At 74.0% G+C, this 12602-nt stretch carries 8 protein-coding genes; 4 read left to right on the forward strand and 4 right to left on the reverse strand.

Annotation, left to right across the window (positions count from 1 at the left end):
* Window positions 1–49 precede the first annotated feature (49 nt).
* Window positions 50–517 carry a GlcG/HbpS family heme-binding protein gene (locus GWK16_RS24035; RefSeq protein ID WP_170056515.1) on the reverse strand — a complete coding sequence of 156 codons (468 nt, stop codon included), beginning with the start codon at window positions 515–517 and terminating at the stop codon, window positions 50–52.
* Window positions 518–556: 39 nt separating this feature from the next.
* Window positions 557–811 (reverse strand): excalibur calcium-binding domain-containing protein, encoded by a 255-nt coding sequence (locus GWK16_RS24040; protein ID WP_211187693.1) that lies wholly within the window; start codon window positions 809–811, stop codon window positions 557–559.
* A gap of 104 nt (window positions 812–915) precedes the next feature.
* On the opposite strand from GWK16_RS24040, the gene GWK16_RS24045 reads away from it, so the two are divergent.
* From GWK16_RS24045 to GWK16_RS24060, 4 genes are read left to right on the forward strand one after another with little or no spacing between them, the layout of a single operon-like run.
* The gene (locus tag GWK16_RS24045; RefSeq protein WP_170056517.1) at window positions 916–1536 is read left to right on the forward strand and encodes a RecX family transcriptional regulator; all 621 of its coding nucleotides are present in this window, start codon (window positions 916–918) and stop codon (window positions 1534–1536) included.
* Window positions 1533–2240, forward strand: coding sequence for an AzlC family ABC transporter permease (locus tag GWK16_RS24050; RefSeq protein WP_170056518.1), 708 nt, complete (start codon window positions 1533–1535; stop codon window positions 2238–2240). The genes GWK16_RS24045 and GWK16_RS24050 overlap by 4 nt, the downstream gene beginning before the upstream one ends.
* Window positions 2237–2539 carry an AzlD family protein gene (locus GWK16_RS24055; protein ID WP_248291595.1) on the forward strand — a complete coding sequence of 101 codons (303 nt, stop codon included), beginning with the start codon at window positions 2237–2239 and terminating at the stop codon, window positions 2537–2539. The genes GWK16_RS24050 and GWK16_RS24055 overlap by 4 nt, the downstream gene beginning before the upstream one ends.
* A 13-nt stretch (window positions 2540–2552) precedes the next feature.
* Window positions 2553–5039, forward strand: a complete 2487-nt coding sequence (locus GWK16_RS24060) for a tetratricopeptide repeat protein (protein WP_170056519.1) — start codon at window positions 2553–2555, stop codon at window positions 5037–5039.
* On the opposite strand, the gene pbpC is transcribed toward GWK16_RS24060, so the two are convergent.
* Both pbpC and GWK16_RS24070 read right to left on the reverse strand, forming a co-directional pair.
* A complete protein-coding gene (gene pbpC, locus GWK16_RS24065; protein WP_170056520.1) occupies window positions 5036–7045 on the reverse strand; it encodes a penicillin-binding protein 1C in 2010 nt (669 codons plus the stop codon). The two genes, GWK16_RS24060 and pbpC, sit on opposite strands and share 4 nt — an antisense overlap.
* A gap of 241 nt (window positions 7046–7286) precedes the next feature.
* Window positions 7287–12395 carry an alpha-2-macroglobulin family protein gene (locus GWK16_RS24070; protein ID WP_170056521.1) on the reverse strand — a complete coding sequence of 1703 codons (5109 nt, stop codon included), beginning with the start codon at window positions 12393–12395 and terminating at the stop codon, window positions 7287–7289.
* Between the last annotated feature and the right edge of the window lie 207 nt (window positions 12396–12602).

Below are 12602 nucleotides of genomic sequence, written 5' to 3' on the forward strand. Positions count from 1 at the left end.
CGATGCCTTTGCAACGCCGCGATACAAAGCGGGTTGCATCACGCCGCCGTCAGGCGGGATCGCCATGGTCGGCAACGAGGCCGGCCGCCTCGATGCCCGCGATGCAGCACTCCTCGTCCTTCGGCGACGCATCGCCGCTGATGCCCACCGCGCCGAGCAGCACATTGTTCGCGTCGCGCACCAGCACGCCGCCTTGCACGGGCACGGCCTTTCCGCCGGTCAGGTCCGACAGCGCGTTGGTGAAGCCCGGCACGGCCTGTGCCCGGCGGGCGAGCTCGCGCGTGCCGAAGCCCATGGCGAGTGCGCCGAAGGCCTTGCCGGTGGCGATCTCGGGCCGGAGGATCGAAGCGCCGTCCTCGCGCTTGGCGACCTTCAGCTGCCCGCCGGCGTCGAGCACCACCACGCAGAGCGGCAGCAGGCCGATCGCGCGGCCCTTGGCCAACGCCGCATTCGCGATCGTCTCGGCCTGGGCGAGGGTGAGGCCGTTGATCGCGGCGGGATGGGCGGGCTGGGGCATGGCGGTTCCTCCATCGTGAAGCCGCCGGCGGATAGGCGGTCAGCGCCGTCGTGTCGAGCGGCCGCCGCCGCAGAGCCGCTCGCAGGGCACCCCGTCCCGGTCGCCGTCGAGGCGCACGACGCCACAGGTGCGGAAGTGGAACATCGCCTCCTCGCAGCTCGTCATCTGGGTGCAGTAGGTCTTCTCGCCGCAGCGCCAGGGCGGATTGCCCGGCTGTGGCGGGACGGTGCCGGGCGTCTGCCCGGCGGCGGCGGCGGTCAGCAGGACGAGGATGGCAAGGGTCAGGCGGGTCATGTCCGGATGCCTCCCGCCCGGCAGCCTGTCGTGCGGACCCCGCCCCGCGCAAGGCGCATGCGCCGCCGCTTGGGCCCGCCGCCGCCCCATGCGAGAAGGCGCCCATGTCCATCGACCGGGATGAAGGGAAATCGCGCCGCCGCCAGGCGCGCCCGGCCGGCCAGGCGCCGAATGCGGCCCGGCTGCGGGAGGCGGCGCTTGCCCATCTCGCGCGCTTCGCCGCGACCGAGGCCGGGCTGCGCCGCGTCCTGGAACGCAGGGTCGACCGCTGGGCCCGCGCCGCGGAGGCCGAGGACCAGCCGCGCGAAGCCGTGGCCGCGGCCGCTGCCCGCGCCCGCGCCGCCGCCGCCGAGGTCGCCGCCGCCATGACCGCCGCCGGCGCGGTGGACGACGCCGCCTTCGCCGAAAGCCGCGCCCGGCGCCTGGCCCGCGCCGGCCGGTCGCGCCGCGCCATCGCCGCGCACCTGTCCGCGAAGGGCGTCGATGCCGAGACCGCCGCGGCCGCCCTGCCCGAGGGCGAGGAGGCCGAGCTCGACGCCGCGCTCGCCTTCTGCCGCCGCCGTCGCATCGGCCCTTTCGCCCGCGCCGCCGAGGACATCGAGGCCCGTCGCAAGGCGCTCGCCGCCCTGGCCCGCGGCGGCTTCGCCCAGCCCGTCGCGCGCAGCGCGCTGTCGATGGACCCCGCCACCGCCGAGGACCGGCTGATTGCGGCACGACGCGGATGAGCGGATCCGGCGTCAGCTTCACCCTGAACGGCGCGCTGCGCGGGGCGCGGGCCGCGATCCCGCTGGTCGTCGGGACCTTCCCCTTCGGCATCGTGGTCGGCGTGATCTCGGACGCGAAGGGGCTGTCGCTGCTCGAGACGCTGGCCATGTCGGCGCTGGTCTTCGCCGGGTCCTCGCAGTTGCTGGCGCTGGAACTCTGGAGCGAGCCGGCGCCGGTGCTGGGGGCGAGCCTCGCCGCGCTGGTGGTGAACATGCGCCTCGCGCCGATGGGCGCGGCGCTGGCGCCGTGGCTGGACCGGCTGAGGGGCCTCAAGCTGTGGGGCACGCTCGCGACGCTGGTGGACCATTCCTACGCGATGTCGGCGGCCGAGCAGCGGCGCGGCGGGCGGGACGCCGCCTATCTGCTGGGCGTCGGGCTGATGCTCTGGGCCTTCTGGCTGGTCGCGGTCGGGCTCGGCCATGTGTTCGGCGCCGTGGTGCGGCTGCCGCCGGGGCATCCGTTGTATTTCGCGGCGACGGCGACCTTCTGCGCCATCCTGGTGCCGGTCTGGCAGGGCGTGCGGCGGGACCTGCTGCCTTGGGCGCTCGCGGTGGCGGTGGCGCTGCTGGCCTGGCGGGCCGGGCTCGGCGCGCCCTGGCCGCTGCTGGCGGGCGCGCTGTCCGGGGCGTCGCTCGGCGCCTGGCTGGAACTGCGCCGGGCATGACGCTGCGCACCGACGTGCTGCTCGCCATCCTCGGCATGGCGCTGGCGACGTACCTTTGCCGGGCCGGCGGCTACGCCCTGTTCCGCGCCCTGCGTCCGCCGCGCTTCGTCGAGGTGATGCTGCAGCACCTCCCCGGACCGATCTTCATCGCCTATGTGGCCCCGGCGCTGGCGACGCAGGGGGTCAAGGGATTCGCCGCCGCCGCCGCCGTGGTCGTGACCCAGGCGACGACCCGCAATCTGGCCGCGGCGATCGCGGTCGGCGTCGGCGCGCTGTGGCTGCTCGGCCTGGTGGGCTGAGCGAGGAGAGCAGATGACCGATCCCGAGCTCGCCGGCGCCATGGCGCTGCACCAGGCCGGCCGGCTGGACGAGGCGATCCGCGCCTATCGCGCGCTGCTCCCGCGTCGCAAGACGGACCCGCAGCTCAACCACCTGCTCGGCCTCGCGCTGTTCGCGAAGGGGGAGGCGAAGGCGGCGCTGGAGCCGATCCGCGCCGCGCTCATCCGCGTGCCGGGGCATCCGCAGCTGCTCAACGACATGGGCAACGTGCTGCGTGCGCTCGGCCGGCAGTCCGAGGCGGCGGAGGCCTTCCGCCGCGCGCTCGCGGCGGATGCGAATTTCCACTTCGCGCGGTTCAACCTCGCCGACGCGCTGCTGGAACTGCGGCGCTTCGCCGAAGGCCTCGCGGCCTATGACGAGATCCTCGCACGGCGCCTGCCGGGCATCGATGCCGACCTGCACTGCAACCGCGGCGCCTGCCTCGCCGGGCTGAAGCGGCAGGAGGAGGCGGTCGCCGCCTTCCGCACGGCGCTGTCGCTGCAGCCCGGCCACGCGGGGGCGACGGCGAACCTCGCCACCGCGTTGCAGGCGCTGGGCCGCGATGCGGAGTCCGTCGAGGCGCTGATGGCCTTCACCGCGCGGCACCCGGCGACGACGGAGGTCCTGCTCGTCCTCGGCAAGGGGCTGCTGGGGCTGAAGCGGGGGGAGGAGGCGCTCGCCGCCTTCGCCCGCGCCGCGGCGGCCGATCCGAAGTCGGACAAGCCGCTCACGGGCCGGGCGCTCGCGCTCGATGCGCTCGGGCGCCATGCCGAGGCGCTGGGGATGCACGACCTCGCCATCGCGGCGAACCCGAAAAGTGCGGAGGCCCATTCGAACCGCGGCGTGACGCTGCGGAAGATGTGGCGCCTGCGCGATGCGATCGCCGCCTTCGAGGCCGCGCTGCGCATCGCGCCGGACAGCGCCGACGCGCTGGTGAACCTCGGCAATGCGCTGACGGATGCGAAGGAGCACGACGCGGCGATCCGCGCCTACCGCAAGGCCATCGCGCTCGAGGCCGACCTGACGGACGCGCATGCCAATCTCGGCACCGCGCTCGCGCGCACCTCGGACCTCGCGGGCTCGGTCGCGGCCTATGAGGCGGCGCTGGCGCGCGGGAAGTCAGGCACGACGGCGCATGTGCTGACCTCGCTCGCCTTCACCAAGCTGCGCGGCTGCGACTGGAGCGGGATCGAGGAATTGCAGGCGCTGATCCGTACCGGCGTCGCCGCCGGGACGGTCGATGCCGGGCCCTTCGAAGTGCTGGGCCTCGCCGACGACCCGGCGCTGAACCTGCTGGCGGCGCGGCGGCATGTCGAGGTGAACTTCGGCGCCATCCGGCGTGCCGTCCCGACGCCCCCCCCCGGGCCGCGCATCCGCATCGGCTTCGTCTCGACTGACTTCCGCAGCCATCCGACGCTGCGGCTCTGCGTCCGCATGCTCGAGCTGCTGGACCGCGAGGTGTTCGAGGTCAGCGCCTTCTCGATCGGCCCGCAGATCATCGACGCCATGGCCGAACGCGTGAAGGACGGCGTCGACCATTTCCACGACTGCACGCCGATGCCGGACGAGGCGGTGATGGACCTCGCGCGCCGGTCGGGCCTCGACATCGCGGTCGACCTCAACGGCTACACGCAAGGGGCGCGCACGGCGCTGTTCGCGCGCGGCCTGGCGCCGGTGCAGGTGAATTTCCTCGGCTATCCCGGCACCATCGGCGCGTCCTTCGCCGACTACATCCTGGCCGACCCGACGGTGGTGCCCCCGGGCGACGAGCGCTTCTACGCCGAGCAGGTGGTGCGGATGCCGCATGCCTACCAGCCGAACGACGACCGGCGCGAGATCGGCGGCAGCGTCCCGACCCGCGCCGTGGCCGGCCTGCCCGAGGACGGCTTCGTCTTCTGCTGCTTCAACAATTGCTGGAAGATCCTGCCCGGCACCTTCGCCACCTGGATGCGGCTGCTGGCCGCGGTGCCGGGCTCGGTGTTCTGGCTGCTGGACGAGAACCCGGCGGCGACGCGCAACCTGCAGCAGGCCGCGGCGTCGCACGGCATCGATCCGACGCGCCTGGTCTTCGCGAAGCGCGCGCCGAACGCGGACCACATCGCGCGGCACCGGCTGGCCGACCTGTTCCTCGACACGCTGCCCTACAACGCGCACACGACGACGAGCGACGCACTCTGGGCCGGGCTGCCGGTGCTGACGCTGGAAGGCCGCGCCTTCCAGGCGCGCGTCGCGGCGAGCCTGCTGCGCGCGGCGGAAATCCCGGACCTGATCACGACCAACGAAGCGGAGTACGAGGCGCTGGCCCTGGCGCTCGCGCGCGATCCGGAACGGCTGCGCGGCATCCGCGCGCGGCTCGCCGCCAACCTCCCGACCTGCCCGCTGTTCGACAGCGCGCGCTTCGCGCGGGACGCGGGCACCGCTTTCCGCCGCATGCACGAACGGCACATCGCGGGCCTGCCCCCCGAAGGGTTCGACGTCTAGCGAGACGAGGCCGGGATCAGCCGGATCTCGGGCGCGCCGGCCACCGGCGCATCCGCCGCCCTGACGCGCACCGCGGCCGAGGCCGCCGCGCCATCCGCGTCCAGCACCGTGATGCGGTAGAAGCCCGGCCCCGGCGGCACCCAGGCAGCCTCGCGGCGCGCGGCTTCATGTTCGATCGGCGCGCCGTCGACGAGGAAGGCGAGGGGCCGCCGTCCGCCCGCGGCGCGCAGCGTGACCGGCCCAGCGCCTTCGGCAAGTGCCGCGCCCTGCGGCGGGAACAGCAGCCGCAGCCGGTCGGCGGGCGCCTGCTGCCGCGGTGCATCGGCGACGACGCGCATCCGCTGCAGCGGCGCTTCCGGCAGCAGCGCGAAGACGCGCGCGAGCACGGGCAGCGCCGCCTGGCGCCCGGTCGCGCCGGGCATCGCCGTGCCGTCCGGCCGCCCGATCCAGACGCCGGCGACGTGCCGCCCGTCGAAGCCCATCGCCCAGGAATCGCGCCCGCCCCAGGAGGTCCCGGTCTTCCACGCCACGCCCGCCGGCCCGCCACCGGGGAAGTTCTGCACCAGGATTGCGGCGACAGCATCCGCGGCACGGCGTTCCACCGCCTGCTGCGCCTCGGTCACAGGGCCTGGCGTCAGGCGCAGCGCCATCGCCCGCCCATGATCCGCGATGGTGGCGTAGAGCGTCGTGAGCTCGCGCAGCGTCGTCCCTGCACCGCCGAGCGCGAGCGGCAATGACGCGTCCGCCCCGCGCGGCAGGCGCGGACCCGCGCCCGCGGCCTTCAGCGCCGAGGCGAAGCGCAGCGCGCCGATCTGGTCGAGCAGCGCGACCGCCGGCAGGTTCAGCGACATGCGCAGCGCATCCGCCGCCGTCACGCGGCCGGCGAAGTCGCGGGAGAAATTCTCCGGCGCATAGGCGCCGAAATGCCGCGGCAGGTCGGCGATCAGCGTGCCTGGCTGCGCGATGCCGCGTTCGAAGGCCATGGCGTAGAGGAAGGGCTTCAGCGCCGAGCCTGGCGAACGCACCGCGCGTGTCAGATCGAGCGCGCCGGCGCGGGATTCAGCCCCCCATTCGCCGCCGATCAGGGCGCGGACCTCGCGCGTGCCGATCTCGGCGACGACGATCGCCAGCGCGACGCGATCGGGCAGGGTGGGCAGGATGTCGGCCGCCAGCCTTTCGGTCGCGCGTTGCAGCGGCGCGTCGAGCGTCAGCGCGACGTTGCCTGTCGCACCGCGCGCCATCTCCCGCGCCAAGTGCGGGGCGAGGCGCGGCATGGGCAGGCGCCGATCCGGCATGGCGGCGGCGAGCGCGAGATCGCGATCTTCCGGCGAAAGCCCCGCCGCCGGGCCGCCGCGCCGCGCGAGCACCGCATCCCGCGCCGCGCGCGCATTCTCCGGATGGCGATCCGGCCGCAGCGCGGCGGGCCGTCGCGCGAGCGCGACGAGCAGCGCGGATTCCGCCGCGTCGAGCCCCGCCGCCGGACGTCCGAACCAGGCGAGGCTGCCCGCGCGGATGCCCTCGATGTTGCCGCCCTGCGGCGCGAGGGTCAGCCAGATGCCGAGGATCTCGTCCTTGCTGAAGCGCGCCTCGAGCTGCACGGCGCGGAAGATCTCGATCAGCTTCGATCGCAGCGTGCGCGGGCGCGGTTCGAGCAGCCGCGCGGCCTGCATGGTCAGCGTCGAGCCGCCCGACACGACGCGCCCCGCGCGGATCCACTGCACCGATGCGCGCGCCAGTGCGACCGGATCGACGCCGGGATGCGAGCGGAAGCGGCGATCCTCCGCGGCGATCAGCAGGTCGACCAGTTGCGGCGGCACGTCGGCCGTGGTGGTCCGCAGCCGCCAGGTGCCGCCGGGCGCGGGCAGGACCGACAGCGTGCGCCCCTCGCGGTCGAACACCTCGATGCCCGTGGTGTTCAGCCGCGCCAGGTCCGGCGGGAAGATCCGGTCGAGCAGCACGGCACCGAGCAGCAGCGCGGCCGCGGCGATCAGGGCGGCGCGGATCATGGGGCGGGCGACCGGAGGGGCGCCGCCCCTCCGGACCTCCCCGCCAAAGGCCTAAGGGCCTTTGGAAACCTCGAATTTTCATCGGGGATTTCGGGGAGGGGCACGGCGCACGCGTGACGCAGGGCGTGCGGACGAGGCCCCTCCCCGAAATTCCCGACCAAGTCCCGGTGTCCAGAGGCCTTTCGGCCTCTGGCGGGTGGGGTCCGGGGAGGGCAGGGCCCTCCCCGCCCGCGCGCCCTGATCACGGCAGCACCGTGATCCGCGCCGTGTTCTGCCGCGCGAAGATCCCCGGCCGGTACATGTCCTGCGCTTCGCCGCCCGGCAGTTCGAAGTCGCCTGGCGTCACCGCGCGCAGCCGCACCGCCACGCGGGCGAAGGGCCGTTGCGGCGTGAGCGTCACGGCGGCCGCATAGCGGTCGTCGAGTGCCGGTTGGCTGTCGACCTCGGTCAGCGTGCCGAGCCACGGCATGCCGGCGATGTCGCCGGCCGGCAGGCGGGAGGCGATTTCCCAGCCCGCGGGCAGGCCCTGGATCACCATCGCCTCGTGGCGGTCGTTGGTCTCCGAGCGGAGTTCGACGAGCAGCACGAAGGAGGTGTTCTGCGTCACCCGGTCGAGGTCGAGCGGCTGCCCGTTCAGCGCGAAGAAGCGGCGCGTGACGCGGAAGCCCTCGCGCGCCGCGGGCAGCGGCTCGCGCGGGATGCCGTTGATCGAGACCGAAGCCCAGACCGGCGCGGAACCGAGGTTGCGGGCCGTGCCCGGCCCGCTGAGCGGCGTCGCGATCACCGGCCGGGGGGGCAGGGCCGAGCCGTTGACGGCAACACTCGCCGTCCGCGTGCCCTGACCGAGCACCTGCGCCGCGAGCACCGCCCAGGCCTGTTCCTGCGTACTGGCCCGGGCGGGGATGAACTCGGCGCCGGGCAGGACCTGCATCGCCTGGTTGAGGCGGTCCTGCATCAGGTTGCTCTCGCGCAGCAGCGTCGCGGTGGCGAGCGCGTCGCGTGGCGCGCTGCCGTAGTCGAAGCCCCAGAAGCGCCGGCCCGTGGCGGTCAGCGCCGAGGAGAAGGCGAGCTGGGCCCGCTGCGCATCCCCGCCGCGTGCGAAGGTTGCGGCGAGCTGCGCGCGGGAGAGCTGCGTCGGCAGTTCGTTGAGCTGCTCCATCAGGCGCCGCGCCGCACCCAGGCGCGGCTGGCCCGCCAGTGCCAGCGCATAGAGCCGATAGGCCTGCGCCGCGCGTTCCTCCGGCGTGTTCGCGGCGGTGTCCTCGATGGCCTCGTCGAGGAAGCGCAGCGCTTCCCGCAACGCGCCCTCGGGCACCGTGGCCCCAGCCGTCCGCGCGCGGATCAGCGCCTCCACGGCATAGGGCGTCAGCCATTGCTGCGCCTCGCCATTCGCGCTCCACATCGAGAAGGAGCCGTCGAAGCGCTGGCGGTCCAGGATGGAATCCACCGCACGCTGAAGCCGCGCCGCGCGCTCGGGATCGCCTTCATCGGTGATGCCCGCGGACAAGGCGAGCGCGCGCGAGGCCGATTGCTCGAGGCAGTAGAGCGGGAATTCCTCCACCGCGCGCAGCATCCCGGCCACGTCGTAGCGTACCGCCGCGCCGAAGGAGGCCGAGGCCCGCCAGGCATCGCGCACGAAGCGGTCGATCGGCGGGTTGAGCGGCATCTCGACGCCCGGCGGCAGTTCGGCGCCCGCCACTTCCGTCACGCGGGGGCGGGAGGAGCGGATGGTGATGCGGCTCTCGCGCTCCACGCGGAACCCGTTGGGCCCGGTGACGGCGAGGCGCAGCGTGCCTTCGCCGCCTTCCGTCGCGCGGAGCGTGGTGAAGGGCTGCGCCCGCGCCCCCGTGGCGAGAGTCGCCGCGAGCCGCGCCGGGCCGGTGATGGATAGCCCGCCGGAGGCGCTGACCTCCGCGACGATCTCACCCTGCGGCAACTCGATGTTGTGGAGCAGGACGGACAGCCGCGCCTCATCGCCGGGGGCGAGGAAACGGGGCAACAGTGCCTCGGCCACCACCTCGTCGCGCACGGTCAGCGGTTTGGAACCCGCGCCGATCCGCGTGCCTTCCCAGGCGACGACCATCAGGCGCAGCTCGCCCGCGAAGTCGGGGATGTCGAGCGGCACCATCGCCGTCCCGTCCGGCCCCGTGCGCACCACGCCGGAGAACAGCGAGACGAGCCGTTGCGGCGGCTGCAGCGCGTCCGCCGCGGCATCCTCGTCGCCGCCCTGGCGCAGCAGCGCGAGCTCGCCTTCCGCCGGCGCGATCAGCCGGCCGTAATCGTCGCGGATATCGACGCCGAGGCGCCGGCGCCCGAGGAAATGCGCGCCCGGATCGGGGCTGGCGAAGTTCGTCAGGCGCAGGATGCCCTCGTCCACCGCGGCGAGGGTGAGCAGCACCGGGCCGGAGGCGTTGGCGATACGGACGGGCACCTCCACGCGCTGGCGCGGGCGGACCATCTGCGGCGTGTCGATCGTCACGCCGAGCGTGCGCGGTGCGGGATCGATGCCGACCCAGGCGAGGCCGAGGCCACGGCCGGGCTGGCCATTGCGCGCCTCGCCGGGGCGGAAGACCGTCACGGCGACATAGGCGCCCGGGCCCCAGGACGCATCGACCGGCACTTCGACCTCGGCGCCGCCCTGCGGCAGGTCGATCTCGCGCAGCGACACCAGGCGGTCCGACAGCACCGCCACGGACGCCCGGCCGGCGAAGGGCGGGGTGATGCGGATGCGCGCGGTCTCGCCGGGCATGTAGGCACGGCGATCGGCGGCGACGTCGACGCGGTCCGGCACCTCGGCGCTCTCGACGCCCGCCCAGCCGGAGCGGAAGCGGATCGAGGTGATGCCGAGGCCGTTGGCGTCGCTCACCTCCAGCCGGTAGCGGCCGAAGGGCAGGGAGCGGGCGAAGCGCGCCGGCTGGTTCGCGGCGACGCGCAATTCCTGCGCATCGACGGGTTCGTCGCGCCAGACGGTTTCCCATCGCGCGATGGAACCGCGCACGACGATGCGCCAGTTCGGCCGTTCGCGCACCAGCCGCGCACGCAGCGCGCCGGCCACGGCGCGGCCTTCGGGGGAGACGGCGGCGATGTCGAAGGCCGCTTCGGCGCCCGCGTCGATCGCGTCATTCTCGAAGCCCGGGCGCACGGCGATGAGCGTGCGGGTCGAGCGGACGGGGACGGTGAAGCGCGTGCGCGTTTCGCGCCCGCCGGGCTCGGCCATCGAGACCGAGACCTCGCCCTTCACCGGGCGCGTGGTGTCGGGCGCCTGCGGCAGGTCGAGCGTCAGGGTGGTGCGGCCCTGGTCGTCGGTCTCCGGGATCTCGAAGGTGATGAGGTCGGGGGCGAACTGCTCCTGCGCCAGGCCGAAGCGCCAGCCGCGCCAGTCGGGGAAGGGCTCGGGGTCGGTCAGCAGGCGCATCTCCGCCTGGCCGGTCAGGCCAGAACCCGGCGCGCCATAGAGGAAGCGTGCGGTGACGGGCACGCGCAGCCCCGTCGGGCCAGGCACCAGCGGGCCGGGCACCGGGCCGGTGGTGACCTCGAGACGTTCCGGCACGAAGGCGTCGACGCGGAAGGTGGTCCGCCCGACCGGCGGCGCGTCGGGATCGGTCAGCGCCTCGAGCGTCCAGAGCCCGAAGGGCGCGCCGGCCGACAGGCGCAGCGGCCAGTAGATGGCGCCGCCATCCTGGCGCGGCGGGACGATCTCCTGCGCGATCTGCCCGTTCGGTCGGCGTAGGCGCAGCCGGATCGGCAGGTCGAGTGGACGCCCTGCGGGATCGCGTATCAGGGCGGCGGCATTCACCGTCTCCCCGGGGCGGAAGATGCCGCGGTCGAGCCAGAGGAAGGCATCGACCGGCCCTGGCGTCGGCAGCCCCGTCGCGCCGCGGTCCGACAGGTCGAAGGACGCGGCTTCGAGCGACAGCGCGGCGACGTCGTCGCTCGTCTCTGCATGGATGGACACGGGCGCGACGGGCCCGCTGCCCCGCATCAGCGCCGCGGGGAAGCGGACGAGACCATCGTCGCCCGTCCGGGCCTCGGCGAGGATCTCGTTGTTGCGCGCCATGAGCATGACGCGCAGGCCGGGCGTGACGGCGGCCGATTGCAGGCTGCGCGCCTGCACCGCGAGCCCGTCCGCGCCGCGCCAGGCCGTCAGGCCGATATCGGTGACGAAGAAGGGCAGGGCGGCGGTCTGGCCGCTGTCGCGGCGGCCCTCATCCTGGCGCAGGATCAGCAGGTAGGCGCCGGGGCTCGCGGATTTCAGCACGTCCGGCAACGGCAGGACGGAACGATGGGTGCGGTTGGGCTCGACCCGCTGCAGCTCGGCGGTGCCCTCCCAGAGGACGCGGCCCATTTCCTCGCTGATGCTGGAGGCCGACCAGGATTCGAGGGCGTCGCCGGGGGTCCAGTCGCGGCGCATCGGCACCAGGTTGCGTTCCGCCACGCGGATCAGCCGCATGCTCATCCTGGAGATGTTGACCGTGGCGACGCCGATCCGCGCTTCCTGCCCGCGGGGCAGGATGAAGGTCGCGGTGTCGAAGGCGATCCGCGGGTCGCGGCTCGGCATGGCGATGGTGACGGGCGTGTCCTGGCGCAGGGACTGCCGGCCCTCGCCGGGCAGGCCGGCCCGCAGGATCAGCCGCGTGCTCGCACCCCAGGGCAGGCCGGCGACGCAGAGGATGTCGCCCTCCCGCTCGACCGCGAGGGAGGGCACTGGCGGGTCGGCGCGGATCCAGTCGCCCGGGTTCCAGTCGGTGCGGCGCGCCGGCGGGTTGGTGAAGGAGATGCAGGCCCGCGCCGGATCGGCGTCGGGCTCGGTGGCCACGCGGCGGACCAGCATGCCGGCGGCGCGGCGCGCGGCTTCCAGGCGCTCGCGGTTATCCGGGCTGTCGGTGCGCTCGAGGATCGCTTCCAGCGCCTCGATCTGCTGCACAGGGCGATCGAGGCGGCGCAGCGCCTCGGCGATCACGAGCAGCGGGGCGACCTCGGGTTCGCCATAGGGGGCGAGCTGGAAGGCCCGCCAGCCGGCCTGCAGCGCACGCTGGTTGTTGGGCGGCTGCCGGTTCAGCTGCGCCTGGGCGAGGGAGAGCCAATGGTCCCCGTTCGCCTGGCCCATGCCGATGCGTTCCTCCCACGCCGTCGCGGCGCCGGCGTAGTCGCGCCGGCCTTCGGCCTGGCCGGCGCGCTGTTCGGCCGCGATGCGCTGCTGCGGCGTGCCGCCGGCGGGGAAGCGGCGCTGCAGTTCCTGCTGATAGGCGCTGGTATCACGCCCAAGGCCGGGAAGGTCGAAGGTCTGGGCTGCCGCCACGCCGGGCACCGCCAGAGCGAGAAGGAGCAGCAGGCGAAAGAGCTGGCGCATGGCGGTCCCTGGGTTCCTGGTATCCGGGGGGCGAGGATGGCACGGCGGGCATCGTCTGCGCACGTCACCGGAACCGGCAGTGTGAACGAGCTCACATGAAGCTGATCGGCCGACGGCTAGAGCATGATCGGATCAGTTTTGGTCGTATCCGGCGTGACGGAGATAGTTTGAGCATTCATCTGGGCTGAAGTAGTGGAGGAGCGATCC

The sequence above is a fragment of the Neoroseomonas marina genome, assembly GCF_012927745.1.
GTDB lineage: Bacteria > Pseudomonadota > Alphaproteobacteria > Acetobacterales > Acetobacteraceae > Neoroseomonas > Neoroseomonas marina.

Coding starts and splice junctions, on each gene's coding strand:
- GWK16_RS24035 (WP_170056515.1), bottom strand. CDS start 517: ATGCCCCAGCCCGCCCATCCCGCCGCGATCAACGGCCTCACCCTCGCC.
- GWK16_RS24040 (WP_211187693.1), bottom strand. CDS start 811: ATGACCCGCCTGACCCTTGCCATCCTCGTCCTGCTGACCGCCGCCGCC.
- GWK16_RS24045 (WP_170056517.1), top strand. CDS start 916: ATGTCCATCGACCGGGATGAAGGGAAATCGCGCCGCCGCCAGGCGCGC.
- GWK16_RS24050 (WP_170056518.1), top strand. CDS start 1,533: ATGAGCGGATCCGGCGTCAGCTTCACCCTGAACGGCGCGCTGCGCGGG.
- GWK16_RS24055 (WP_248291595.1), top strand. CDS start 2,237: ATGACGCTGCGCACCGACGTGCTGCTCGCCATCCTCGGCATGGCGCTG.
- GWK16_RS24060 (WP_170056519.1), top strand. CDS start 2,553: ATGACCGATCCCGAGCTCGCCGGCGCCATGGCGCTGCACCAGGCCGGC.
- pbpC (WP_170056520.1), bottom strand. CDS start 7,045: ATGATCCGCGCCGCCCTGATCGCCGCGGCCGCGCTGCTGCTCGGTGCC.
- GWK16_RS24070 (WP_170056521.1), bottom strand. CDS start 12,395: ATGCGCCAGCTCTTTCGCCTGCTGCTCCTTCTCGCTCTGGCGGTGCCC.